At 62.9% G+C, this 23826-nt stretch carries 22 protein-coding genes; 16 read left to right on the top strand and 6 right to left on the bottom strand.

Going from position 1 to position 23826, the window contains the following annotated elements; translation table 11 throughout:
- Positions 1 to 12: 12 nt before the first annotated feature.
- Positions 13 to 864, bottom strand: coding sequence for a phytanoyl-CoA dioxygenase family protein (locus J3A64_RS21445; protein WP_014922871.1), 852 nt, complete (start codon positions 862 to 864; stop codon positions 13 to 15).
- 143 nt (positions 865 to 1007) lie between these two features.
- On the opposite strand from J3A64_RS21445, the gene J3A64_RS21440 reads away from it, so the two are divergent.
- Both J3A64_RS21440 and J3A64_RS21435 read left to right on the top strand, forming a co-directional pair.
- Positions 1008 to 1874: an AraC family transcriptional regulator gene (locus J3A64_RS21440; RefSeq protein WP_162486190.1), complete on the top strand. Its 867-nt coding sequence runs from the start codon at positions 1008 to 1010 to the stop codon at positions 1872 to 1874.
- A 137-nt stretch (positions 1875 to 2011) separates the two neighbouring features.
- Entirely contained in the window at positions 2012 to 4027 is a 2016-nt protein-coding gene (locus tag J3A64_RS21435; protein WP_210065780.1) for a hypothetical protein, read from the top strand.
- Positions 4028 to 4081: 54 nt separating this feature from the next.
- On the opposite strand, the gene J3A64_RS21430 is transcribed toward J3A64_RS21435, so the two are convergent.
- Positions 4082 to 5218, bottom strand: a complete 1137-nt coding sequence (locus J3A64_RS21430) for an ROK family protein (protein ID WP_014922874.1) — start codon at positions 5216 to 5218, stop codon at positions 4082 to 4084.
- 134 nt (positions 5219 to 5352) lie between these two features.
- On the opposite strand from J3A64_RS21430, the gene J3A64_RS21425 reads away from it, so the two are divergent.
- The 9 genes from J3A64_RS21425 to J3A64_RS21390 are packed head-to-tail and all read left to right on the top strand — an operon-like array spanning position 5353 to position 13554.
- Positions 5353 to 6399, top strand: coding sequence for a hydroxyacid dehydrogenase (locus J3A64_RS21425; protein ID WP_210065778.1), 1047 nt, complete (start codon positions 5353 to 5355; stop codon positions 6397 to 6399).
- A 2-nt stretch (positions 6400 to 6401) separates the two neighbouring features.
- Positions 6402 to 7748, top strand: coding sequence for a sulfatase (locus tag J3A64_RS21420; protein WP_014922876.1), 1347 nt, complete (start codon positions 6402 to 6404; stop codon positions 7746 to 7748).
- A gap of 20 nt (positions 7749 to 7768) precedes the next feature.
- Entirely contained in the window at positions 7769 to 9040 is a 1272-nt protein-coding gene (locus tag J3A64_RS21415; RefSeq protein WP_162486191.1) for an extracellular solute-binding protein, read from the top strand.
- Between the two features lie 29 nt (positions 9041 to 9069).
- Positions 9070 to 9363, top strand: coding sequence for a hypothetical protein (locus tag J3A64_RS23850; protein ID WP_286176432.1), 294 nt, complete (start codon positions 9070 to 9072; stop codon positions 9361 to 9363).
- The gene (locus J3A64_RS21410; protein WP_307807221.1) at positions 9360 to 10025 is read left to right on the top strand and encodes a sugar ABC transporter permease; all 666 of its coding nucleotides are present in this window, start codon (positions 9360 to 9362) and stop codon (positions 10023 to 10025) included. The genes J3A64_RS23850 and J3A64_RS21410 overlap by 4 nt, the downstream gene beginning before the upstream one ends.
- On the top strand, positions 10022 to 10921 hold the full coding sequence (locus tag J3A64_RS21405) for a carbohydrate ABC transporter permease (RefSeq protein ID WP_017200049.1): 900 nt from the start codon (positions 10022 to 10024) through the stop codon (positions 10919 to 10921). Before J3A64_RS21410 ends, J3A64_RS21405 begins: the two co-directional genes overlap by 4 nt.
- Complete coding sequence (locus J3A64_RS21400; RefSeq protein WP_210065776.1) at positions 10918 to 11844, top strand: Gfo/Idh/MocA family protein; 927 nt, start codon at positions 10918 to 10920, stop codon at positions 11842 to 11844. Before J3A64_RS21405 ends, J3A64_RS21400 begins: the two co-directional genes overlap by 4 nt.
- Before the next feature lie 26 nt (positions 11845 to 11870).
- Positions 11871 to 12662 carry a glucosamine-6-phosphate deaminase gene (nagB, locus tag J3A64_RS21395; protein WP_017200050.1) on the top strand — a complete coding sequence of 264 codons (792 nt, stop codon included), beginning with the start codon at positions 11871 to 11873 and terminating at the stop codon, positions 12660 to 12662.
- Between the two features lie 43 nt (positions 12663 to 12705).
- Positions 12706 to 13554, top strand: coding sequence for a CPBP family intramembrane glutamic endopeptidase (locus J3A64_RS21390; protein ID WP_210065774.1), 849 nt, complete (start codon positions 12706 to 12708; stop codon positions 13552 to 13554).
- Positions 13555 to 13636: 82 nt separating this feature from the next.
- Here J3A64_RS21390 and J3A64_RS21385 read toward each other — a convergent pair whose 3' ends face one another.
- Positions 13637 to 14245: a dihydrofolate reductase family protein gene (locus J3A64_RS21385; protein ID WP_026005706.1), complete on the bottom strand. Its 609-nt coding sequence runs from the start codon at positions 14243 to 14245 to the stop codon at positions 13637 to 13639.
- A 115-nt stretch (positions 14246 to 14360) separates the two neighbouring features.
- Here J3A64_RS21385 and J3A64_RS21380 point away from each other — a divergent pair, with 115 nt between their 5' ends.
- A complete protein-coding gene (locus J3A64_RS21380) occupies positions 14361 to 14867 on the top strand; it encodes an isoprenylcysteine carboxylmethyltransferase family protein (RefSeq protein ID WP_210065772.1) in 507 nt (168 codons plus the stop codon).
- Between the two features lie 22 nt (positions 14868 to 14889).
- Here the strand turns inward: J3A64_RS21380 and J3A64_RS21375 are convergent, their stop codons facing one another.
- The 3 genes from J3A64_RS21375 to J3A64_RS21365 all read right to left on the bottom strand — a co-directional run bounded on the left by J3A64_RS21375 (position 14890) and on the right by J3A64_RS21365 (position 19220).
- Positions 14890 to 15942: a YhcG family protein gene (locus J3A64_RS21375; RefSeq protein WP_210065770.1), complete on the bottom strand. Its 1053-nt coding sequence runs from the start codon at positions 15940 to 15942 to the stop codon at positions 14890 to 14892.
- A 48-nt stretch (positions 15943 to 15990) separates the two neighbouring features.
- Entirely contained in the window at positions 15991 to 17100 is a 1110-nt protein-coding gene (locus J3A64_RS21370) for a substrate-binding domain-containing protein (RefSeq protein WP_286176431.1), read from the bottom strand.
- Positions 17101 to 17198: 98 nt separating this feature from the next.
- Entirely contained in the window at positions 17199 to 19220 is a 2022-nt protein-coding gene (locus tag J3A64_RS21365; RefSeq protein ID WP_210065768.1) for a PQQ-binding-like beta-propeller repeat protein, read from the bottom strand.
- Positions 19221 to 19509: 289 nt separating this feature from the next.
- Here J3A64_RS21365 and J3A64_RS21360 point away from each other — a divergent pair, with 289 nt between their 5' ends.
- From J3A64_RS21360 to J3A64_RS21345, 4 genes are all read left to right on the top strand, one after another.
- Positions 19510 to 20823: a sugar ABC transporter substrate-binding protein gene (locus J3A64_RS21360; RefSeq protein WP_210065766.1), complete on the top strand. Its 1314-nt coding sequence runs from the start codon at positions 19510 to 19512 to the stop codon at positions 20821 to 20823.
- A 69-nt stretch (positions 20824 to 20892) separates the two neighbouring features.
- On the top strand, positions 20893 to 21825 hold the full coding sequence (locus tag J3A64_RS21355) for a carbohydrate ABC transporter permease (RefSeq protein WP_014922888.1): 933 nt from the start codon (positions 20893 to 20895) through the stop codon (positions 21823 to 21825).
- Positions 21822 to 22760 carry a carbohydrate ABC transporter permease gene (locus J3A64_RS21350; protein ID WP_014922889.1) on the top strand — a complete coding sequence of 313 codons (939 nt, stop codon included), beginning with the start codon at positions 21822 to 21824 and terminating at the stop codon, positions 22758 to 22760. Before J3A64_RS21355 ends, J3A64_RS21350 begins: the two co-directional genes overlap by 4 nt.
- Entirely contained in the window at positions 22757 to 23770 is a 1014-nt protein-coding gene (locus J3A64_RS21345; protein WP_210065765.1) for a hydroxyacid dehydrogenase, read from the top strand. Before J3A64_RS21350 ends, J3A64_RS21345 begins: the two co-directional genes overlap by 4 nt.
- Positions 23771 to 23826 lie beyond the last annotated feature (56 nt).

The raw sequence follows: 23826 nt of genomic DNA, 5'->3' as shown, positions 1-23826 counted from the left end.
GGGTGCGGCGGGTTATAGTCCGTCGTCGTAATTCCAGTGCTCCTGCCAGCGCCAATCGATGGGTTCGCTGACGCGCTGGTAGCGGATGTCGGTGGAAAGACGCATGGTGCCGTTGAGGTCGGCGTTGTCCAGGGCCGCGTGGACAATATGCGCCGAGTGGACCACCACGTCACCAACCTCGTAGTCGGTCACGAGCCACCGGGCGTCCCGCTCGTGCGCCAGCCCGGGGAGGTCCGCAGTGATGGAGGCGGCCGGCATCTTCAGCGTCCCCTCACGCTCCTCCGCCATCACCCAGTGGTGGCTGCCCTCGAGATAGGCCAAGCCACCCCGCTCTCGCGGACAATCACCCAATGGAATCCACATGGACAACACACGATCACTGCCTTCGCGGAGATACACAAGATCGTAGTGAGCCTGGGTGGCCGTTCCTATGCCGCTGTCACCGGGCTTGGTGTGGCGAATGATTTTTCGCCGGTGCAGATGGACGTCATCTTCGAGGAACCAGGCGAACCAGTCGGCAATCCCCTCTGCAGTGCACAGTGCTTGATACTCCGGCCCGGGAACAATGTGGTCGAAGAGGCCCCGGCGCAACGCAGCACGGTCCACGTCCCCGGGCGCCGCAATGCCCGCACGGGGATCCGTTCCTGCCGCGTACACGTTGGCTTCGCCCAGGGATGCAAAGTAGAACTCGCGGAAATCCATCAGATGGTGCGGATTGAGCTGCCCCTTCAAGTAGAGGTATCCGTCCCTGCGGAGCCTTGACCACAGGGCGTCACGATCTCCACGTTCGGAAAGGGGTACCGGTTCCAGCTCGGCGAGGCGGGTCTCCGATTCGTCCAAAACATAGCCATTCGAAGTCAACATGGTGTCCACTGTGGCAGTGGTGGGCGGTCACGTGAATGGACTCCGGTTTCTGAAGACTTGGACTTTTGTGAGGCTTTTTGGCGAGTGGGGCCGGCTTGCCGTTGGCGTTTGTTTTGCGCCCTTGGCCGGGGCAGCATTGGCCCATGGACGATTGGTCAACATACCGGCATCCGGCGTCTCCCCTGAGGGATCTTGGCCTCGCGTGCCTGGGTGCCGGTGAGCAGAGTGGGATGTTGCCGTCCTTTGCCGGTCGAACCCTCAGCAGCCATGCCATAGTGCTGGTGAGCGAAGGATCCGGGCACTTCACTGTGGGCAGCAGGCGTTTCACGGTCCAGGCTCCTGCGATCATTCGGCTTTTCCCCGGAGTCAGCCACGGGTATGGACCTGGGCCGATGGGGTGGAAAGAGCATTGGTTATTGTTCACCGGACCTACGGCGAGGGCATTGGAGGAGCTGGGGTGCTTCGTGCGGAGCCAAGCTCTCGTGCAGCTTGATGGCTCCTCGGAGGTCGGCCTGGAGGAGTCTCTTGGACTTTTTTCCGCCCTCCGCCAATCTCTCCTAACGGGTGGACCACAAGGAGATCTGGACGCCTCCGTACTCTGCCAGCGGGTACTGGTCCAGACGGGCACGCAGCCCAGTCCGGTCACCATCGACGCCCGGGCAAAAGACAACAGGCTGCTCTCCGCACTTCGCGAAGCGGCCCATTTGCCGCTGACGTTGTCCCAGCTGGCCGCCTCGCTCAAGGTCCCGGTTCCAGAGCTCCGGCAGGCAGTGCAGAGCGCTACCGGTGTTGGTCCCAAGGAGCTCATCATCCAACTCCGGATGCAGCGCGCCCAGTCGCTGCTGGCTGACACGGACCTTCCCGTTCAAAGGATCGCGTCCCTCACCGGTTATGACGATCCCGCTTATTTCAGCCGACTCTTCACCAAGAAGACCGGGTCCTCGCCAAGCGGTTTCCGCCGGGAACACCAGCGTGCTGACCCTGCGGACCACCACACGTGGGATGTCTGAAAATGTTCGAATCATGGATTTACTGATGGCTGGCTGAAACGCTGGATGGAGTGCACAGGACGCCTCCGGAAACGTCCCCACAGCACGGATAACACTCTTGGAACCACCCCACGGGACACTCAATGAGGAGATCTTCCATGTCCACTTTCGCCATCAATCGTCGTCAATTGCTGCAGACCGGGGGCATCGGCGGGCTCGCCGTAGCACTGTCGGCAATGTCCTCCGGCGCCGCCCAAGCCGCTCCAGGCAGGCAGACCACGGGAGCCCCGCAGATCACCGACCTTGGACCCGCCGTCGTTCAGTTTTCCCTCATGAGTTCACTGCTGGTGGGCGACACCGTCTACATCGGGTCCCGCAACCTGAACCCGGTACGGGTGATTGGATACCACCTCCCCACCGGCACCATCACGTCACGGACAGACCTCGGCTCGGGGTACAGCATCCAGGCTTTGGCCGCCGACTCCACCGGCCGCTACCTGTACGCAGGTGTTCTGCGCGATGGAATCGATGGAAAGCCGAACCTGTACCGCTGGGACCTCAGCACGCCCAACGTGCCGGCAGTGGGCGTGGGCGAAACCGGAGACCGCGACATCCGGGCCCTGGCCGTGGCCCCTGACGGAAAGGTCTACCTTGCCGGCGGAGGGCTAACCACCAATGCACCTTCCCTGTGGGAATTCGATCCCGCCACGAATGCCATGACCAGCTGGGGCATACCGGACCCCGGAGCCACCATTGCCCAAGCTGTGGCCGCCACTGCCAGCCACGTGTATTTCGGCACGGGCAGCACGCTGGGAGGCGGCAACGGATCAAGTCCCGGCCGCCTGTTCGCCTTCGACCGGACCACGAAGACGTCAACCAACATCCTGCCGGCAGAAGTAGCAACCGGTGTCTCGGTCACCTCCCTCAGCGTGCTGAACGGGCAGCTCGGAGTGGGGGTCAAGGGCCCCGGTAAGTCCGTGCTGATCAACCTTGCCAACCACGCCCAGTACACCATCATCGCCAAGACGGGCGTCATGTTCAGGCAACTGGGCAACGACGTCTTCTTCGTCAAGGAACCGGGCGTGTGGTCTTACAACATGGTCACCAAGAAGATCACTCAAATCCTCACGGAAGATGTGGGTGCCATGTGGGGCTTGGATGTCTACGGCAGCAAGGCGCTCACAGTGTCTTCCTATGACGTCATTGAGATCGATCCCGTGGCGAAGACCGCCGTCAAGCATGACCTCCAACAGGCCGGAGCGCCGGGCGGACCTCAGCTATGCATGGGTCTCGCAGCGGGCGCCGGGGACGTTTATGTGGGCGGCACCGGAACCATTGCCAGGCACCAACTGGCCACGGAACAGGTGTCCTATCTCCGGGCAACAGGTGAAGCCAAAGACGCCGTGATGGTAGGCGGTGTCCTCTACACGGGCCAGTACAACTCGCGGGGAATCTACGCCTACGATCCCGCCACCGGGCAACTGCCCTACCAAGTGGCCGCGTTGCCCGCCGGGCAGAACCGCCCCTTGGATGTCTGCTGGGACGCAGTCAACGGGCTGGTCATTGCCGGAGCCCAGAACGACACCGGAGGTGGCGGCTGCTTCGCCGCCTACAAGCCTTCCACCACGCAGGTCATCACCAAGGTCAACCCGATCGATGCCCTCCAGATGGTCCGTGCCGTGGCGACCAAGGACGGAGTGGCCTACCTGGGTGGCGACAACATCTACGCCACCGGTCCCCGCAGCACCGTGGTGGCTTGGGACCCCGTGGCCAACCAGGAGTTGTGGCGCCTGGATCCAGGGCAGCCTCAGGGCATTGCGGCGATGGCGATCCATGGCAAGTTCCTTTACGGCATGTCCCGCAAGGCTGCCGGCCTGTTCGTGATCGATCTGGATACACGGCAGGTGGTTCATCGGGGTGACCTGAGCGCGGTGTGCACGGACTTCGGAGCTCTTCAGGTCAGCCGCGGGATTGTCTACGGCGTCTCCGACACCACGGTGTTCCGCATAGATCCGATCACTTTCGCCGCCTCTGTTGTTGTTGCTGACATCAACGGCGGTTGGTACAGCGGACCGCACATCACGGCGGATGAAGACGGATTGCTCTATACGCTGCGCGGCCCGAACCTTGTCCGGATCGACGATCAGCAGACCATGCAAACCATGCGGCGTTAGCCCCATGTAAGTAGCAGCAGATGCCGTTCTGAACCCTCAAAACGACATCTGCTGCTACCCAGTTGGGCTAGCTGTGAACAGGCCAGCCAGCACGGAGCACGCAGCACCCCGGGCCAGGGCCACAGGATCTGCAACGGCTGCATCAAACAGTGGAGGCGGAGTGTTGGCGTGAAGGTACTGACTCATAAACGCGTGCTTGGTCTGCTCGGCAAACGTCCCCAGATTAGCTTCGGGCGCGAAGCCCACCACTACCTGCTCGGGCCCGAGGACCTTGGCGGCGTTCGCCATGCCGATACCCAGATGCAAGGCGGCGTCGGCAATCAGGCTGGAATCGACGTCGGGGTCTATCTTCCGGTTCTGGCCGTTTCGCTCCAGCTCCTGCTGCATGCCCCACAGGCTGCCGCGGGTTTCACAGCAATCTTCGGCTCCGCAGTGGCAGGGCCTGGCCGGTCCGGGTCCGGTGATCGCACGCGAATGGGCAAAGCCGCCAGCCGCGCCGTTGAAGCCGCGCTGGATGCGGCCTTCAATCACGACGGCGGCCCCCAAGCTGGTGCCGACGCTGAAGATGAGCATTTCGCGACCTTTGAAAACGTCGTCGAACAGCAGACCGCGTGCGTAGGCGTTGACGAAACTGTCCACGACGACGGCTTGGCCCACAGCCTCTTCAAGAAGCATTTGGAATTTGATGTCAGTCCAGCCCATCGCCCCGCTATGCCGCACCAGACCGCCGGCTTGATCCACCACGCCGGAAACGGCTGCGCCCACCCCGATCAGCCTGGACTCCATCTGCCCTGCCGCGGATCGAACAGCCCGGGCAGCGGCCGCTGCCGCCTCGTCGGGCTCGGTGGATGCCAACGGCTCGCTGTGCGTTGCCACCACGTCACCGCGCAAATCGACCACGACGGCGTGTGCCTCCGTGGCGGACAGTCTCACCCCAGCTGCGAAGACGCCTTCGCGCCCCAGCTCCAGGAGACGCGCCGGACGGCCACCCGTGCTGGGCGCAATCTCGGTTTCCACCAGCAGCCCGGAAAGGACCAGCTTGCCGGTGATCCCGGTGACGCTGGCTGCGCTCAAACCGGTTTGGATCGTGATTTTGGCGCGGGATACCGGCGCCTGTGTGCGGACGATGTCCAGCACCAGGGCCTCGTTGATCTCGCGGATCAGGGCCTTGCTGCCTGCGCGTGGCTTCATAGCTCGTGGCTCCTGTTGTTGCGTCGCAAGGGATCTCCCCCATTCTGGCATCCGCGGTCCGGATGTCTTCACACTGCCCATTGTACTTACTTTAGTCATTGACAAAAGATATTGAAGCTGGCAATCTCGGTCTCATGAACATCAACAAAGGCGTTGCATCACCCTGCTCGCCCCCCACAGCAGCCCGGCTGCGGATCCTGCTGAGCATCCCGGACGCCGAACGGGCAGCGTTCATCTCTCCCGAAACCCGCACTGCCCTCAGCGAGCTGGGCGACATCACTGAAATCGCCCCCGCCGAGCTCCAGTCCTTGGATGCTTTCGCGGCCGCTGCCGCAGACCAGGACGCATTCATCACCGCTTGGGGATTCCCCCGTCTCGACGCCGAACACTTGGCAGCGGCGCCGAACCTCAAGTGCGTCGTCCATGCAGCGTCTTCGCTGCACGCCCTGGTCAGCGACGACTTCTGGGCCGCCGGCATCCCCATCTCCCAAGCGGGCGCAGCCATGGCACCGGCCGTCGCGGAACTGTCTCTGACCTTCACGCTGAATCTGTTGCGCCGTGTGCACTTGTTGGATCACAGCCTCCGGACGGGAGCCAGTTGGGACGACGCCCGCAACGTCAGCAGGGCCCGCGAAATCTCCGGGGCCCGCGTTGGGGTAGTTGGAGCGTCCAGGACAGGACGCCGCTACATTGACGCCTGCTTGGCACTCGGCGCCAAGGTGTCCGTCTACGACCCCTACATTCCCGCGGGAGATCCCCTCGCGGCCCACTCAGCAAACCTGCACGATCTGATGGCTGGCAGCGATGTGGTGGCGATCCACGCTCCGGCCACTCCGGAAACCGAAGGTCTCATCGGTGCTGCCGAGCTTGCCCTGCTTCCGGACGGGGCTGCGTTGGTGAACACTGCCCGCTCCACCATCGTGGACATGGATGCCCTCTACAAAGAGGTCCACTCGGGCCGGATTGATGCAGCGCTGGACGTCTTCGACCACGAGCCCCTGCCCACGGACAACCCCTGGCGTTCGCTGCCCAACGTGCTCCTTACGCCCCACCTCGGAGGGGCCACCGCGGACTCCAGGCGCCGGGCCGGCGGCATTGTGGTTGACGAACTCCGCCGCTACATCAGCGGCGAACCCCTGGAACACGCCCTCACCCGCACCGACCTCGAACGAATGGGCTGAAAATGCGCAACATTCTCCTGATCCATTGCCACGATCTGGGCCGCTTCCTGGGCACGTATGGCGTGGAGACCGTCTCCACACCCAACCTGGACGCCCTGGCAGACGAATCCACCCTCTTCGAACAGGCCTTCGCAACGGCCCCGCACTGCAGCCCTGCCCGCGCCTCACTGTTCACCGGGACGTATCCGCAGAGCAACGGCGTCCTGGGCCTCACCCACGAGCCGTTCGGCTGGGACCTGAAGGAACCCTCCCAGCACATCGCCTACAGGTTGAAGTCGGCCGGCTATCAGACCGAGCTGGTTGGCGTGCACCATGAATCCCGGGTTCTGGCCGACGATATTGTGGCCGGCAGGCTTGGCTTCGACCGTGCCCGTACGGGAGGTGCGCGGGACGTCGTCGTTCATCGCGCCACTGACGCACTGCGTCGGATGTCCGGCAGCGACCGTCCCTTCTACCTTCAAGTGGGCTTCACGGAACCGCACCGGGTGCCGTCCGAACGGGACCGCCCAGGCGTCATGGGGTTCCTGGCCGACGGCGTGAACCCGGACGTCTCGCGGGGGCATACAGTCCCTGCCCACCTGGTGGACAACGATGGCGCCCGCGAGGAAATCGCCGAACTACAGGGCGCCGTGAAGCACATGGACGAAGGCGTGGGCAGCATTCTCGCGGAACTCGATTCGTTGGGCCTCCGAGACCAGACACTGGTGCTGTTCACCACCGATCACGGCCTTGCGCTGCCCCGCGCCAAATGCACCTTGTACGACGCCGGACTGGGCGTTGCGCTGATGCTTCGCCACCCCGGCAACGCGGCATGGTCCGGGAAACGCGTGACGGACATCGTCAGCCACGTGGACGTCCTGCCCACCTTGCTGGAGCTGGCCGGACTGCCCTTCCCGGAAGGCCTCGCCGGGGCCAGCCTGCGTCCGGCCGTCGAAGCAGGCGAGGCTCCGCGAAGCCACTGCTTCAGCCAGTTGAGTTACCACACGTATTACGACCCCAAACGATCAGTGCGGACATCCACGCACAAGCTGATCGTCAACTTCTCCAACGCACCACGCGCCATGGATCCCACCCAATCCTGGATTCACCGCAGCCTACCGGCAGACCTTGGCGGGCCAACCATCGGCACCAGCCCGGCGCTGGAACTCTACGACCTCACCGTGGATCCAGAAGAACTGGACAACATCGCAGGCCAGCCGGAGCAGTCGGAAATCCTCAGGGATCTCTCCGCAACCCTCTTCGACTGGATGCGGGAATGCGGCGATCCCCTCCTTACCGCCCCCGTAGCAGCCAGCCGCCACAAGCTCGCCCTCGACGCGATCCACGAAGCCACCCTCACCCGAAAGTAGTCACCATGTTTACTCGAAAAATGCGCACCGCCACTTTGGCCACAGCCGTCGTCGTTACCGCGGCTTTGACGCTCACCGCTTGCGGTTCAGCCGGTTCGTCAACGTCCGACGGCGGCCAGGCCACCGGCAAGGTGACGCTCTGGATGTACCCCGTCATCAAGGACGAGACCGCCAGCAAGAAGTTCTGGCAGGACACTGAGGCAAGCTTCGAGACGGCCAACCCCGGAATCGACCTGACCATCGAGCTCCAGACGTTCGACAAGCGGGACGCCCAGATCTCGGCGGCGCTTGCCGCCGGCTCGGGACCCGACGTCGTACTTATTACGCCTGACCAAGCAGCCACGTACCGTAACGTCCGCGGCCTGCTGCCAGTAGATAAGGCTGTTGAGCAGGACAAGGACAGCTTCTACCCCGGCACGCTGGAGGCCGCGACGTTCGACGACGAAGTATTTGGCGTTCCGCTGTTCCAGAACATCAACACCACCGCTTACAACACCAAGATCTTCGCGGACGCAGGAGTACCGCTGCCCAAGACCTGGGATGACCTGCGCAGCGCGGCGCCGGTTCTGGCGAAGGAGGGCGTTGCCGTGATGGACTACGCCGGAAGCCCCGAGCAGACGCTCAACCTGTCCTTCTATCCGCTGCTGTGGCAGGCCGGCGGAACGGTTTTCACCGATGACGCCAAGGACATCGCTTTCGATTCCGAGGCCGGTGTTTCGGCACTCCAGTTACTGATCGACTTGAAGAAGCTCGGCGGGCTTCCCGCGGATGCGGCCACCGATGGACCCAAGGTTGAAGGTGCTCCGATCGCCACCGGCAAGGCCGCGATGCGGGCCACCACGTCATTGCCGGAATTGAAGCAGATGCGCGCCGCGCTCGGGGCCGAAAACGTTGCACTGGGCGCTCCGTTGCAGGGCAAGGTACAGGCGACCTACGGCAACCCCGGTTTGCTGGCACTGACCTCCATCAACAAGAAGGAAAACCGGGAAGCCGCATACAAGGTGATGAGCTACTTGAGCTCGGCCGAGTCCCAGAAGGCCCTCAATGCCGCCGCGGGAAACCTCCCCACCCGGACGGACGCCGCGGCATTGGGCACGGACGCGGACTCCCTGGCCATGGCAGAAGCTTTGAAGACCGCCAACCCCGGAGAATCGTCACCTGTTGCACGCCAGGTCATGGGTGCCCTGGCTCCCAACATCCAGGCCGCCCTCCGCGGTGATGTCACCGCCAAAGAAGCCCTTGACCGTGCAGCCACGGAAGCCCGCGGCATCCTGCAGCGCTCGGCATCCTAAGCCCGGCCCCACCACCGATTGGTCACCCCATGTCCATAAACACCCGAACCAGAAACACGCTGGCCGGCCGACATCCCGAGTTGACGGCCCCACAGCTCAAGCCTTTCGGGGCCAAGAAAGCCCGCAGCCGCGAGGCGCTGGCCGGCATCCTGTTCGTGCTTCCCACGCTGATCATTTTTGGCCTCTTCAAATTCCTCCCCATCTTTGGGGCCGGAGCCATGAGTCTGACCGAGTACAGCCTCAACGGTGATTTCGAGTTCCTAGGCGCAGATAATTACGTGCGCCTGGCCGAGGACCCCAACTTCTGGCAAGCCTGCGCGTGACATTCCTGTACGTGGCGATCTTTGTTCCGTTCATCATCGCCGTGTCACTGGCCGGGGCCGTCCTCCTGGACAAACTGGTCCGGTTCACCGGCACCTTCCGGGCGTTGCTCTTCATTCCGTACCTCAGCTCGTTCGTGATGGCCGGCATCATCTGGACCTGGATCTTCTCCACCGACGGTCCGCTCAATGCCGCACTGGGCAGCTTGGGCATGGGGCCCGTTCCCTTCACCTCAGGCCCTCAACTGCTGGTCCTCTTGTCCCTGGCCGTGGTGTCAGTGTGGAAAGGCTTCGGCTACTCCATGCTGATCTTCCTGGCCGGCCTCAAAGCCCAGCCCGCTGAAGTCCACGAAGCCGCCCGCATTGACGGGGCCGGCGCGTGGAAATCGTTTTGGTACGTGACGCTGCCGCTCCTGAAGCCCGTGGTGTTCTTCGTCCTGGTCATCGAGACGATCGTGGGGTTCCAGGTCTTCGACACCATCTACGTGATGACCGGAGGCGGACCCGCCCGGGCCAGCCACAGCCTCATCTACTTCCTGTTCGATGAAGGCTTCAAGTTCTTCGACTTCGGCTACGCATCGGCCATCGGCGTGGTGCTGTTCGTCATTGTGCTCATCCTCTCGCTCATCCAGCAGCGCTTCTTCGAAGGTAAGGACTCCAAGTGACCGCCACCCTTTCCACTCCAGCTGGTGGGCGTCACCCCGCCGGACGTCCCGTCCAAGGCCCCGCCGGGCATAGTCCCCGGCGGAATACCGAGAAGCGCCGCCAGCGCACCCTGACATGGGTGTTGGCAGTAATCTCGCTCTTCACCGTTGCACCGCTCATTGCCGTTGCAGTGCTGGCGCTTTCCCCCGCCGACGCGCCCACGTTGCCGTATGCGCTGCCGTCGTCGCTGACGTTGGACAACATTGTCCGCATCTTTAACGTGGGCGAGTTTCCTCTCTGGCTCTGGAACTCGTTCCTGTACTCGGCTGTGTCCGTGGTGGTTGTGTTGCTCACGGCATCCATGGCCGCCTACGCGTTGGCCCGCAAGAGGTTCCCGGGACGGAACGCGCTGCTGTGGGCCATCATCGCCACCATGATGGTGCCCGTCCAAGCCACCCTGATCCCCACGTTCATCCTCATCTCCAAAATGGGCGGGGTGAACACCCTCTGGGGGCTGATCCTGCCCACGCTGGCCAACGCCCAGGCGATCTTCCTCATCCGGCAGTTCGTACGGGACATGCCCGAGGAACTCTTCGATGCCGCCCGCATCGACGGTGCCGGCGAATGGCGGACGTTCTGGCAGATCGTCCTCCCCTTGATCCGTCCCGTCCTGGCGACTCTGGCAATCTTCGTCTTCCTGTGGCACTGGAATGATCTCCTGTGGCCCTTGGTGGTGGGCCAGTCGGACGCAGCCAGGACGCTCACGGTGGGCTTGGCAACGTTGAACACCGAGACCGCCTCCACGTCCAACGTTATGGCAGCAACACTGGTCAGTTTCATCCCGTGCCTGGTGATCTTCGCCCTCCTGCAAAAGCACATCGTCGCCAGCATCACGCACAGCGGGGTCAAAGGATGACCTCTGCCGCGCCGATCCGTTTTGGGCTCATCGGGGTCGACTCCCCGCACGCGCCTTCCTTTACGCGTCTCTTCGGCAATGGCATCGACGGCGTGGTCCCCGGCGGCACGGTGACGCACGCTTGGAAGGGGGAGGCGTCGTCGGACTTTCCTTTGAGCCGCGACCGTATCGGCAGCTTCGCGGACGAGGTGAGCGGGCTCGGCGTCACCATGTGCGACTCGCCGGAAGCGGTGGCCGAGGCTTGCGACGCCCTACTGATCGTGTCCTCGGATGCACGGACGCACCCGCGCTACTTTGAGCGGGTGGTGCGATACGGCAAGCCGATCTACGTGGACACGCGCTTCGCCCCGACTCTCGCTGAGGCACGACGAATGCTCGCCCAGGCCCGGGCTTCCGGTTCCTTGGTACTGGCCGGGTCACCCAAGCGATTCACGCCGGAATTCCAGAGGGCTCTTGGTTCTGCCACCGCTCGACAGGTGTGGCTTGACGGTCCGCTTCCAACCCAACCGGGCCACCCCGGCTTCGCCTGGTACGGCGTGCACCTGGTGGACCTCGCCGTTGCGGCGCTTGGTTCTGTCGCCACCCGCACCGGAAAGGCAATGGTCGACGCCGAGGGGCCAGGAACGGCTGTCAGGCCAACCTCGGTGACGGTCAGGTGGGGCGACGGCCGGGTGGCGACCCTGAGCGGCGAATCCGAATGGGCCCCGCACACGCTGGGCCGGATTGAAACCACCGAGGGTCTGGCCACTTTCTCGATTGAAGCCGGGCCCCCGATGCTGGTGGGCCTCCTTGAGGACATCGTGGAATCGTGCCGCAGCGGCAGGCCCAATGTGCCGCTGCCCGAAATCCTCAGCATCGTGGCCATCGTGGAAGCAACCAACAGGAGCCTCGAAACGGGAGTCCCCGTGACAGTAGGCAGCTAGTGACGCACCCAAATGTTAGGAAACCCATGGCAGAAATCATCATTGTCCGCGACCAGGCCGAGGCCGGCTCCCTCGCCGCTTCCATCATCGCCCAGCAGATCAGTTCGAATCCCGCTACCGTGCTGGGCCTGGCTACGGGCTCCACCCCACTCTCCACGTACGCAGCTTTGGCGCGGGCCGTCCGTGACCATCGGATCGATGTTTCCGGCGTACATGGCTTTGCCCTGGACGAGTACCTGGGGGTTCCTCCGCAGCACCCGGAAAGCTACCGCTCGGTCATCACCCGCGAAGTGGTTGAGCCGTTGGGATTGAATCCGGATCAGGTCTTCACACCGCGCGGAACTGGCGAACACATTGGCCGGGCCGGGGCGGAGTACGAAGCCTTGATTGCCGGGGCCGGTGGCGTCGACCTCCAGATTTTGGGCATCGGTTCCAACGGACACATCGCCTTCAACGAACCGGGCTCCTCATTGGCTTCACCCACCCGGATCAAGGCCTTGGCGGAGCAAACCCGCAGGGACAACGCCCGATTCTTCGGCAACCCTGACGAGGTTCCAACGCATTGCATCACCCAAGGGCTGGGGACCATCCTCCGTGCTAGGCACTTGGTCCTCCTGGCCTTCGGGGCGAACAAGGCACATGCCGTTGCCTCAGCGTTGGAAGGACCTGTCTCCTCGGCCGTGCCTGGCTCGGTGGTTCAGCAGCATCCCCACGCCACGGTCATCATCGATGAAGAGGCCGCGTCCATGGTGGCGCACGCCCAGTATTACCGGCATGCCTGGCGATCGGCGCAGGAGCTGAATGCAGTAGGTTTTTAGCGGGGGCAAACGCATCCCGTATTCCATGAAAAGGGGACCGTACATGGGGCAGGATTCACTCACATCCGGCTGGAAAGCATTCTGGAACCGGGGCGGGTGGTGGCGGTCCCTTCTCTTGGTGGTGCTCTACATGGCCTTCTATCTGGGCGCCGGCCTGCCGATCGGTGCGGTCGCGGGAGACCAGATAGACACGGAGGACATCTTCCGCACGCCTCAGAGTGTGTTCTTCGGCATCACGTTCTCGCTGATTGTTGGCAGTGTGGTGCTGCTGGCCTTCTTGTCCTCCACAGGCTGGCTCAGGCCGCTCTTCGCGCCGCAGCCCATCAAGGGGAAGTGGTGGATGTGGGTGGCGCCGTTCTTCTTGGTGGTCGCTATTGTCCTTCGCTTCCTGGGCATCGATTACGGCAGCTATGAGGCCTCGGTGGTGGTGGTCACCCTCCTCACTGGCTTGTTAATCGGCTTCGCCGAAGAGGTGCTGACGCGTGGCATCGTAGTGAAAATGCTGCGGGACTCAGGGAAGTCCGAGTGGGTGGTCATGGTGCTTTCATCGCTGATTTTCGCCCTCCTGCACGCAGCCAACGCCCTTTCCGGTCAACCGATCGCCACAGTCCTGGTGACTGTCGGTTTCACCTTCGGGTTCGGGATCTGCATGTACCTGACCCTGCGCGTCACCGGCAACCTGATCTGGCCGATCATCCTTCACGCACTGTACGATCCCACCCTTTTCCTCGCCACAGGCGGCATTGACCAGGCAGCCGCCGGCCCGCAGAGCCCCTTCCTGGTGCTTGCCGGGCCGGCCAACATGATTTACATCCTGATCGCTTTGGTCGCATTGATTGTGGTTCGAGGAAAGGTGCAGCGCGCGCCTTTGTCCGAGCCTGTGTTGAGCTAGTTCCACCAAACAGAAGCGTTCGACGGCGGGTTGCCACCCGCCGTCGAACGCTTCTGTTGTGCTTGCAGTACTTGGTGCGCTGTTAGGCCTGGCTGATGTCGATGCCTGTGACCGGGGCGCCGGCCCGCTCGTAAACGAGGGCGACGGCGCCCTTCGCGAAGCCACGCGGTGGCTGCGCCAGGCGGAAGGCCGCGGGCACGCCGGCTCCGTCGGGGAACAGGCGCTTACCCGAGCCAAACGTGAGCGGGTAGAGGTACAAGTTGAGCCGGACCACGAGGTCTGCTTCGAGTAATGACCTGGCGAGGTCGCCGCTGCCGATGACGTGGATGTCTTGGAATCTGTCCTTCAAAGCTTCCACGTCCGTAACGTCCGGCAATGCTGTGGTCCCTGTCCATCCGGGGTCTCTCAGGGTCCGCGAGACCACAAACTTCGGCAGGGCGTTGAAGGTGTCGGCAATGTGGTCACTCTGGTTGGGCCAGAACCCGGCGAAGATGTCATAGGTCCTGCGGCCCAGCAGCAGCGCGTCCATCCGGTCGATTCCTGCGACGATCGCCTCGCCGCTCTCCTCGTCCGAGTAAGCCGCCTGCCAACCTCCGAACTCGAACCCGCCCGACGTATCCTCGTCGGGACCGACCGGCGCTTGATACACGCCGTCGAGGGTGATGAAAAGGTCAACGGAGAGAATTCCCAGGGTGTGCTCCTCTTGGTGAGTTCTTCCAGGGCTCTTTGATGCGCGCCATGCTAGTCCGGACGCCGAGTCGGCGGGAGGGTCGCGCGGTAAGCCGGGTGGGGCTATTCTGGCGCGCATGGCCCAGGCAAGCTCACCAGCACGTGCGTGGATCGGGACGGTTCTCTTCCTGTTCCTCGCCCCTGGCATCGTGGCAGGACTCGTTCCCGGGCTGATCTCCGGCTGGCGGTGGTTTGACTGGGGCTCAGCGTGGATTGCGTTGTTCTTTGCGTGGAGCGCCATCGCTGCTGGCGTGGCCTTCCTCCTACACGCTTTCGCGTTGTTTGCCGTGCACCGCGGAACGCCCGCTCCTGTGGCTCCCACTGAAACGCTGGTGGTGAGGGGCGCCTACCGCTTTGTGCGCAATCCGATGTACCTCGCGGTGCTGAGCATCATTCTGGGCCAAGCACTGCTGTTCGGAAGTTGGGGGCTGGTGATCTATGCGGTGATTGTCCTCGCCGCGGTAGTCGCGTTTGTGAAGGGCTACGAGGAACCAACCCTCACCGAGACCTACGGCGAGCAATACCTGAACTACCGACGCCATGTCCCGGGGTGGTGGCCGCGGTTCACGCCGTGGCGGGAGTGACTTCAATTGTTGGCGTTACCGCCTAAGTGTGTTCGGTCTGTCCCTCGTCAGGTTCTGCCCATTCGAGGGCAGCGACCAGGTGGCTTTCGTTGGGCAGGGCTTGCTGTTCGGAGGCTGGGAGCTTGTCGTATGTATAGGCGGCGACTGCCATGGGTGAGGTTGACCGCCCGAGGCTGTACCTGACGCTGCGGTCGTTCTTAGTGCCGCAGATCAGGATGCCAATCGTTTCGTTGTGATGCTCCCGGCGAAGCATGTCATCCACAAGGGCAACGTAAAAGTTCAGCTTGCCGGCGTACTCAGGCTGGAACTTTCCTGTCTTGAGCTCTACGACGACGTACCGGTTCTGGTCCATGTGGAAGAACAGCATGTCGACGTAGTAGTCGTCGCCGTCGACATCGAAGTGGACCTGCCGGCCAACGAACGAGAATCCCGGCCCGAGTTCCCTGAGGGTTTCAGTGATTCGGCTGGTAAGGGCCAGTTCAAGGTCCCGTTCGGCGACTTCCCCCGACAGGCCGAGAAATTCGAAGCTGTAGGGGTCCTTGGCCACCTGCTGGGCCAGTTCGGAATCTTGTCCAACAAGCCGTTGGACAAAGTTCGATGGCGCCGCGCCTGTCCTTTCCAACGTCCGGTTCATGATCATGTTCAGCAGGACGTTGCGAGACCAGCCGTGGTCAACTGCGGCGCCATCGTACAAATCCCGGTCCTCCGGCATGTCTAGTTTGTCCAACAGCACTGTGATGTGGCCCCACGGCAATTGTCCAACGGCTTGTTGGACAATTGAATCCGGCCAGGCGGCTGCGAATCCCCGCATATAGAAAAGGTTGGATCGCGATAGGCCCTTCATCTCCGGGAACTCTGCACGGAGGTCCTCGGCCAGGCGTCCCATGACCCCGCTCCCCCATTGCTCCGCCTGCTGGCGCTCCAACACAGTCTTCCCGATCGACCAATACAACTCGATCAGCTGTGTGTTGACGGTTCGACGGGCGGTCTGACGCGCATCGCGCACGCGTTTCTTGAGCGCGTCTAAGAGATCTTTGTAATCTGCGGGTAAAGCCAGGGCACGCGAATCAGTCATGCACACAAACCTATTGACCGCCACTGACATTTCTCAGAGCTGCTCCCCCTACTCCACGTCCTCCCCCGGCACGGTGGACTCCCGGATGATCAGTTTCGGGGCCAGGCTCACGCGGCGGAGGGCCGGCGAAACCGCAGAGCCGGTCTTTCCGGCAAGACGTTCCATGCACATGGCGACGGCGGCGTGGCCTACGTCCCGCTTCGGAGGGGCGACAGATGTCAGGGGCACGGGGGCGAGGTCCGCGACCTCGTCGTCGTAGGCCACGATCGCCAGGTCCTCCGGGACGTCAAGCCCCGATTCCTCGGCGAGGTTAATCAACGTGATGGCTTCCTCGTCCGGGAGCACCAGGGCCGCGTGCGTCTCAGTGCGACGGCAGTCTCTGAGGAATTTCGCGAACTCTTTTTGGTTGTTGCCTGCGCCCACCACTGAACGAACGTATTCCATGATGGGCGCATCGGTTTCGAGCCCCAGCTTGGCTACCATGCGCTCGTGGCTTTCACGGAGCCACGGCGCTGTGGGGCTGGTGGCGATGGCAAGCCCTATCCTGCGGTGGCCCAGGGATGCGAGGTGCTCAAGGGCAAGCTCAGCACCATAGCTGTGATCGGACATCACGGATTCGAACACGCGGCTTGAACGTTCCACGAGCACTACGGGGATTCGCAGCCCGGACAGCAGCTCGAACGTTGGAGATCCGGGTTCAAGGGATCCGGCGGTTGCCAACAGTATCCCGTCCACGGAGTTGGCCACCATGCGTTGGAGCTGCCGGTGTTCGTCCTCCGCGGAGTAGTTGCTGACCCCCAGAATCAGCCGGGCGTTCAGTTCCCTGGCGGCTGATTCCGCGCCGCGGATGACCTCCGGAAAGTAGTAGCCCGTGGTCGGGACAATAAGGCCCAGGGTCGCGAGCGGCTGGCGGGATCTCCTGTGAACAGTGTCGCCTTGCCGTTCGGCGGGGACGGGAACGGCACCGCCGTGGACCCGGCGCAGCAGCCCTTGGGCAGCAAGCTGCGTCAGGTCCCGGCGGATGGTCATGGTGGACAGCCCGGTCTTCTCCGCGAACCCATTGACGGTCAGGGATCCCCGCATTTCAAGCTCGCGCAGAATCTTCTCGTGGCGTTCGCCGCTAAGCATGCCCACCCTCTCCGGAATCCAGATGTTCAAACAAGCATAGGTGACCGTATGCACGTGCGTTGCGGGGCCCGCTCTGCGCGGTAAATACTCGCCAGAGAGCGCAAAGCAGGCCCCGCAACGCCGGGCACCTACCGCCGGGGGTGGTCGTTGATCCGCACGAGGTTCCTCCCACGCATGGTGTAGAGGTAGCCGTCCTCATCGTTGTTAATGTGCGAGCCGCTGTACCAAGCGCCGTCGATGTCGGCCACCACGGTGGCAAGCTCGAAGGTCTTCGGGTCGAAGCGGAAGACGTGGGTGTTGGAAACGCCATACACCGCGCCGCGGTTGGTGACCAGGGCCGCGAAGCCGTAGCAGACGGAGCTGATATCGGCTTGATGCACCACTTTGCGCTTCGGCAGGTCTATGACAAAAACGCTGCCCTTGCGGGAGATGCCGTAGAGATACTTCCCCTGCACAGCCAGGGCGGAGACGCCGGCACCCTGGCCTGGATCGATCCGCCACAGCTCCTTGCCCGCAATGGGATCGAACGCCACTACTGTCCCTGCCCCGGTGATGCCCGGGAGGCCGCCGCCTAAGTAGGCCACGCCCTCGCGGCTGGCAACAGCGCGAACCAGCTGGACGTCGTCGATGGGGTTGACGAAGAAGCCCTTCTTTCCGGTTCGGGGGTCGTAAGTCCACAGCGAACCGCCGCCTTCGGTGTCTGCCTGGGTGACTACCAGGACAAGCTTGTTGCGCTCGTCCCAGCACACATCCAGCGGCCGGTTCTGTTCCTTGGGGAACTCCGCCACTTGCGTGATCGAGTTTCCGTCAAGTGGGTTGTAGCTCCAGATGCCCTGGCCGCTGTATTGGCCTGTATAAAGGGCCCCATCCACAACGATCGCGTCCTTCGCCTCGCCGGGGGCCCTCATGTTCGTGACGTGGCCATCCTTCAGCGAACGCCGGGCGATGACGCCATTGCCACCCACGTAGACGTAGCCCGCGCCAGCAGCAATTCCCATCACCGTTTGAGGATCCGACGGCGCACCGGCCTCACCCAGGTCAGTGGTCTTCGATGTCCCGGCAACGGGGTCGATCTCGGCGATGAAGCCATAACCGGAGGTGACCAGCAACTTCCCATCCCTGGAATCGACACCCCAGACTTCCCCGAGCGAGGGGCCCTCAAACGGCACGGCAGCGATCGTGTTCGATGCCAGCGAGTAGGCGAGTAGTCCGGTCTCGTTGGCGAAATAGACGTTGTCCCCCATCACCGCGAAACTCTTGGCCACCTTGCCTTCCGAGACCGTCAGTGTGTACGACGAGTGGTTGGCCAGACTGAGAGCGGCCATCTTGGCGTTCTCCAACGATCCCGCGGAGCTGACCACAAGCTTGTCCCCCGCCACTGCGAGGTCGCGGATGCTGGGATCTGGCAGGATTTCGGACGGAGTCACGTTGGTGAACTTCCTGGAAGCTGTGTCGTAGGCGTAGAGGCAGGCCCGGCTGGCGCCACTTCCGCCGTTGAGCGTGCTGCCCGCACCGAAGAACACCGTGGCGTCCGTCGCGGCCACGGCGCGGGCCAAGGTTGCTCCCGCGTCCGGGATGCCAAGACTCGCTACCTGGCCGGTGGCGGGGTTGTATTCCCACAGCGCTGGTGCGGTGCTGCTTCCGCCGCCAACTGCATAAAGCCGGCCATTGGGTGCAACGCTGATGTCCCGGACATCCCGGTCTCCGATGTAGCCGATCGCCGTAGCCTTGGTGCCGAGACTGTTGAGGTCCCAACGGAACAGGTTCGGCAGCGTGCCGGCGGCTTTCTGGAGGACACCCGCGTAAAGGTACCGGCCTGAAGGATCGGCGGCCAACGTCTGGATGGAGTGGCCGTTGCTGAGTTCGGTTTGGCCGATGACCTTGCCCGTAGGGACGTGGAAGGCAATGATCCGGACCGGCTCCAGGTTGCGGGAACCGATGTACAGAACATCGCCAACCAGCAGGCCGCTCATCAGGGAGAACTGTACGACGGCGGGACCCAGGTCCAGGATTTCCGTCGCCTTGGGCTTCGAGCCCAGAAGGGCGGACGCCGACGCCGGTTGGCCGGCAGCCAGCCCGATGGCCGCGGCGAGCGACGCTGCTCCGCCAACTTGAAGGACTGACCGTCTGCTGATGTTCGATTTCTCCATTGGAATCCCTGTTCTTAGGTGATGGCTTTTCAGTAGTCGCCGTTTCGGGTGTCCAGAATTCATAACAGCGTGAAGCTGACAGCGTCCAGCATTTCTGTTCGTTCAAACAGAACTGACGGCGAAGTTCCACAGCCAAGTCAACAGAGACCTTTGAACTCGTCACTCAGCAATGTTTGAAAATGTTTGAAATCTTGTAGATGTTCGAAGCAGCGCGGTTACATGGATTCACCTCATGTGGCCCCAACCACACAAACCTTCTTCGCATCGCAAGTCTTCAAAGGAGAACACCATGAAGCGTCGTCATCTCTTTGCCGGAGTAGCTGGCTTGGCCGCCAGCACTCTGTTGCTGGCCGCCTGCGGTACTGGTCCCACCCCAGCGGCAGCGCCCACCCCCACGGAAGATCCCTCAGGATCCATCACCTTCTGGTCCTCGTTGGCAGGCATGGACAAAGTGGCCGAAGCGTTCAACGCCAGCCAGGACAAGATCAAGGTCAGCTTCGAAACCATCCCCAACGGTGCCAACGGTGGCTACGCAAAACTCTCCACCGCCATCACGGCAGGCAACGGCCCTGACGTAGCCACCATCGAATATCCGCAGCTGCCGCAGTTCGTCAGCAACAGCCAGGTGATCCCGCTCGATGGCTTGATCAACAAGGCCGAGACCGTGGACAAGCTCACGGACGAGACCAAGGCTTTGGTCCAGTTCGGTGAGAAAACCTACGCGCTTCCGTACGACGCAGCCCCCATGCTCATGTGGTACCGCCAAGACATGCTGGCGAAGGCCGGCGTCGAGGTCCCCAAAACCTGGGATGAATTCGAACAGGCCGGCAAAAAGCTCAAAGCCGTAGCGCCTGACTCCTACCTGGCCAGCTTCAACCCCAACGAGGTAGCGGCGAGCGCCGGATTGGCCTGGCAGGCAGGTGCCAAGTGGTTCGGCACCGAGGGTGACAGTTGGAAAGTGGGCGTCAATGATGAGGCCACGCAGAAGGTTGCCTCTTACTGGCAGAAGCTCATTGACCAGAAGATCGTCAAAGTCAGCCAAGCCTACAGTGACGAGTGGAGCCTGGACCTGGCCAACAGCAACGTAGTTGGCGTGCTGGGTGCCAACTGGAGCGCCACGGGCATCCAGAAGCGCACCGAGGCCAGCGGCCAGAAGGGCCAGTGGATCGCTGCGGAACTGCCGACGTGGGGCAACGAGTCCGGCGCCTTCTATGGCGGATCCAGCTTCAACGTGACCAAGAGCAGCAAGAATCCGGCCGCGGCCGCCAAGTTCGTCGAGTTCCTCACCACCAGCCAGGAAGCCATCAAGGCCCGCGGCAACACCGGCTCCGCTTTCCTTGCCTTCCCGGGCCTGACGCCGGTGGCGCAGAAGGCGTATGACGCCAGCTACTTCGGCAACGACATCTACGAGGTCTTCACCAAGGCGTACGGCACCATCACCCCGGGCTGGCAGTGGGGTCCCAACTGGGACATCACCAACACTGCGCTCAAGGACGCCTACGGCAAGCTGACCACCGGCGGTACCATCCATGACGCCGTGGATACTGCCCAGGACGCCACCGTGGCAAGCCTGAAGCAGGCCGGCCTTTCCGTCAAAGAGTAACTCCGCCACCGAATAGCCACACAGGCAGGGGGCCTCAGGATGAGGCCCCCTCCAAGCTAGGAGAATCCCATGGCCACCCAGGCCCTCACCACCACAGTGCGCCGCCGAGGCCGTGCACTGGCGGGAACCGGCGGAAGGACTGCCGCGCTGTTCCTGGTTCCCTTCTTCGCGGTCTTCGCGATCGCCATGATCGCACCGGTGATCTACTCCCTGGTGCTGAGTTTCCACTCGCAGCAGAAGTCCGGGCTGGGCTTCGGGGAAGCCAAGACGGTCTTCGTTGGACTTGAGAACTATGTGCAGGTCTTCCAGTCCGAAACGTTTGTGGAAGGCATCGCCCGCCTTGGCTTGTACTGCCTGATCTACATTCCCTGCATGGTGGGCGGCGCAGTGGTCTTCGCCCTCCTCCTGGATGCAACGGTGGCCAAGGCGCGCAAGCTCTTCCAGCTCCTGGTGTTCCTTCCCCACGCAGTACCCGGCGTCATCGCCGCCCTCATTTGGGCCTATCTCTACACCCCGGGTATCAGTCCGCTGATCCAGGCTCTCCAAGGCGGCGGGATCCAGATCAACTTCCTCGACGCGCACTTGGTTCTTCCGTCCATCGTGAACATCGGCGTCTGGGAGTGGACCGGTTACAACGTCATTATCCTGTTCACCGCTTTGCAGGCTGTTCCCCGCGAAATCCTGGAAGCCGCCCGCGTGGACGGTGCCGGCGAAATCCGCGCGGCCATCAGCATCAAGTTCCCGCTGATCCTTCCGGCGCTGAGCGTGATCATGCTCTTCACCATCATCGGAACCCTGCAACTGTTCACGGAACCGTCCATCATCTCCAAAGCCACAGCATCAGTCACCAGTACTTGGGTTCCCAACCTCTGGGCCTACGACGCGGCCTTCATCCGTCACAACCTCAACCAGGCCGCGGCTGCCTCCATCATCATCGCCGGACTGGCCGCAGTCCTGTCCCTGGCCGTCACCCGCCTTAGCTCCAGGATGAACAAATCATGAGCGCCTCAACTCTCCCCCGCCCCCGCACCACCCCGGACACAGCAACTCCCCGCCGCGCCGGATCCCGTTCCAACCGCACCGGATCCAGCTCCAACCGCGGCGGTGGCTTCGCCAGCAAGCTCACCGTCAACGGTCTCCTGATCATCGGCTCCGCCTACATGGTGGTACCGGTCCTGTGGCTGGTGTTCGCCTCCACCAAGAACGCGGCGGACCTCTACGGCACCAGCGCCTACGCTCTGGGGAACTTCTCCTTGTTCGAGAACATCGCCAACGTGGCCAAGCAGGACGGAGGCCTGTTCTTCCGATGGCTGGGTAACTCCGTGATGTATGCCGGTGTTGGCGCCGTGCTGGGCAGCCTGATTTCGGTGATGGCCGGCTATGCGTTCGACAAGTTCCAGTTCCGTTGGAAAGACTCACTCTTCGGTTTCGTCCTGGTGGGCGTCCTGATTCCCAACACGGCCACGGTGCTGCCCATGTACCTTCTGGCCTCCCTGGTGGGCATGACCAACACCATCTGGGCCGTCCTCATCCCAGTCCTGTGCAACCCCTTCGGTGTGTACCTGGCGCGGGTTTACTCCGCCAGCTACGTTCCTGCCGAAACCCTTGAAGCCGCACGCATGGACGGCGCCGGACCCATCCGGTCCTTCTTCTCCCTGGGCCTGCCCATGATGATGCCCGGCTACATCACCATTGCCCTGTTCCAGTTCGTGGGGGTGTGGAACAACTTCATGCTTCCCCTGGTGATGCTCCAGGACCAGCAATTGCTGCCCGTCAGCGTCGGCATCTCCATCTGGCAGGGCTACTCGGTACCGCAGCCTGAATTCACACCAATGGTCATCACGGGTTCTCTGCTGTCCATCATTCCGCTGCTGGTGGCCTTCATCATGCTGCAGCGTTTCTGGAAGTCCGGCCTCACTGCAGGGAGCGTCAAATGACAACAACATCACTGAACGTCGCACTGGCCATGGGTCCCGGCGTCGTAGACCGGGTCTTTCCGTCGCGCAGGCTGGAGGCCCTGGGTCCGGGGCTGCGGCTGCTCAGCCCGACGCCCATGGAAGACTTCACCGCGCCGCGTTCGCTGGAACTCCTTGCGGAGACGGACATCCTCATCACCGGCTGGGGATGCCCGAAACTGGACGCCGCTGCCCTGGCCGCGGCCCCGCGCTTGACCCATGTCCTCCATGCCGGAGGCACGGTAAGGCATCACGTGGGCGAGGAGTGCTGGGAAAGGGGCATTGAAATCAGCACGGCTGCCGATGCCAACTCCATTCCGGTTGCCGAATACACGGTGGCCATGATCCTGCTGGCCAACAAGAGAGTCCTGCAGATCGCCCGCAAGCTCCACACCGAGAGGGTGGAAATCGAGCCGGACCAGGTGTTTCCGGACATGGGCAACTTCGGCAAGCGGGTGGGCATCATTGGCGCCTCAAGGATCGGCAAGCACGTCATCCGCCTCCTGAAGTCCTACGACGTGAAGGTCTTCGTCTCCGACCCCTTCCTGGACCAGGCCGCGGCGGCCGCGCTCGGCGTCGAACGTCTTGGTCTGGAAGAGCTGGTGGCCACGTGCGACGTCGTCAGCCTCCACGCGCCGTCGCTCCCGTCCACCTACAACCTGATCCACCGGGCGCTGGTGGCGAGCTTCAAGCCGGGAGCCACCTTCATCAACACCTCCCGTGGCGAACTGGTTGATCAGGATGCGTTACTCGGGCGCATAGAACAAGGCGACCTCTACGCAGTCCTGGACGTCACTACGCCTTGGGTGCTGCCCGCGGACTCAGGCTTCTACACCCATCCCAACGTGCTGCTCACACCGCACCTGGCTGGTTCACTGGGCATGGAACTGGAGCGCATGGCGGTCAGCACCATCGAGGAAGCGCGCCGGATCTCCCGCGGCGAACCTCTCCTCCACAGGCTCAACGCCAAAGACCTCGCCTTCACCGCCTAACGGCCACTGACCGGCCACTGACCGGCCACGCCAGCCGGACAGCGACAGCCGACGAC

This window comes from Pseudarthrobacter sp. PvP004, from assembly GCF_017876035.1.
GTDB classification, from domain to species: Bacteria; Actinomycetota; Actinomycetes; order Actinomycetales; family Micrococcaceae; genus Arthrobacter; species Arthrobacter aurescens_A.
Note: the sequence above shows the minus strand (reverse complement) of the source record. Positions and strands in the feature narration are given on the sequence as shown.

Coding starts and splice junctions, on each gene's coding strand:
- J3A64_RS21445 (WP_014922871.1), bottom strand. CDS start 864: ATGTTGACTTCGAATGGCTATGTTTTGGACGAATCGGAGACCCGCCTC.
- J3A64_RS21440 (WP_162486190.1), top strand. CDS start 1,008: ATGGACGATTGGTCAACATACCGGCATCCGGCGTCTCCCCTGAGGGAT.
- J3A64_RS21435 (WP_210065780.1), top strand. CDS start 2,012: ATGTCCACTTTCGCCATCAATCGTCGTCAATTGCTGCAGACCGGGGGC.
- J3A64_RS21430 (WP_014922874.1), bottom strand. CDS start 5,218: ATGAAGCCACGCGCAGGCAGCAAGGCCCTGATCCGCGAGATCAACGAG.
- J3A64_RS21425 (WP_210065778.1), top strand. CDS start 5,353: ATGAACATCAACAAAGGCGTTGCATCACCCTGCTCGCCCCCCACAGCA.
- J3A64_RS21420 (WP_014922876.1), top strand. CDS start 6,402: ATGCGCAACATTCTCCTGATCCATTGCCACGATCTGGGCCGCTTCCTG.
- J3A64_RS21415 (WP_162486191.1), top strand. CDS start 7,769: ATGCGCACCGCCACTTTGGCCACAGCCGTCGTCGTTACCGCGGCTTTG.
- J3A64_RS23850 (WP_286176432.1), top strand. CDS start 9,070: ATGTCCATAAACACCCGAACCAGAAACACGCTGGCCGGCCGACATCCC.
- J3A64_RS21400 (WP_210065776.1), top strand. CDS start 10,918: ATGACCTCTGCCGCGCCGATCCGTTTTGGGCTCATCGGGGTCGACTCC.
- nagB (WP_017200050.1), top strand. CDS start 11,871: ATGGCAGAAATCATCATTGTCCGCGACCAGGCCGAGGCCGGCTCCCTC.
- J3A64_RS21390 (WP_210065774.1), top strand. CDS start 12,706: ATGGGGCAGGATTCACTCACATCCGGCTGGAAAGCATTCTGGAACCGG.
- J3A64_RS21380 (WP_210065772.1), top strand. CDS start 14,361: ATGGCCCAGGCAAGCTCACCAGCACGTGCGTGGATCGGGACGGTTCTC.
- J3A64_RS21375 (WP_210065770.1), bottom strand. CDS start 15,942: ATGACTGATTCGCGTGCCCTGGCTTTACCCGCAGATTACAAAGATCTC.
- J3A64_RS21365 (WP_210065768.1), bottom strand. CDS start 19,220: ATGGAGAAATCGAACATCAGCAGACGGTCAGTCCTTCAAGTTGGCGGA.
- J3A64_RS21360 (WP_210065766.1), top strand. CDS start 19,510: ATGAAGCGTCGTCATCTCTTTGCCGGAGTAGCTGGCTTGGCCGCCAGC.
- J3A64_RS21355 (WP_014922888.1), top strand. CDS start 20,893: ATGGCCACCCAGGCCCTCACCACCACAGTGCGCCGCCGAGGCCGTGCA.
- J3A64_RS21350 (WP_014922889.1), top strand. CDS start 21,822: ATGAGCGCCTCAACTCTCCCCCGCCCCCGCACCACCCCGGACACAGCA.
- J3A64_RS21345 (WP_210065765.1), top strand. CDS start 22,757: ATGACAACAACATCACTGAACGTCGCACTGGCCATGGGTCCCGGCGTC.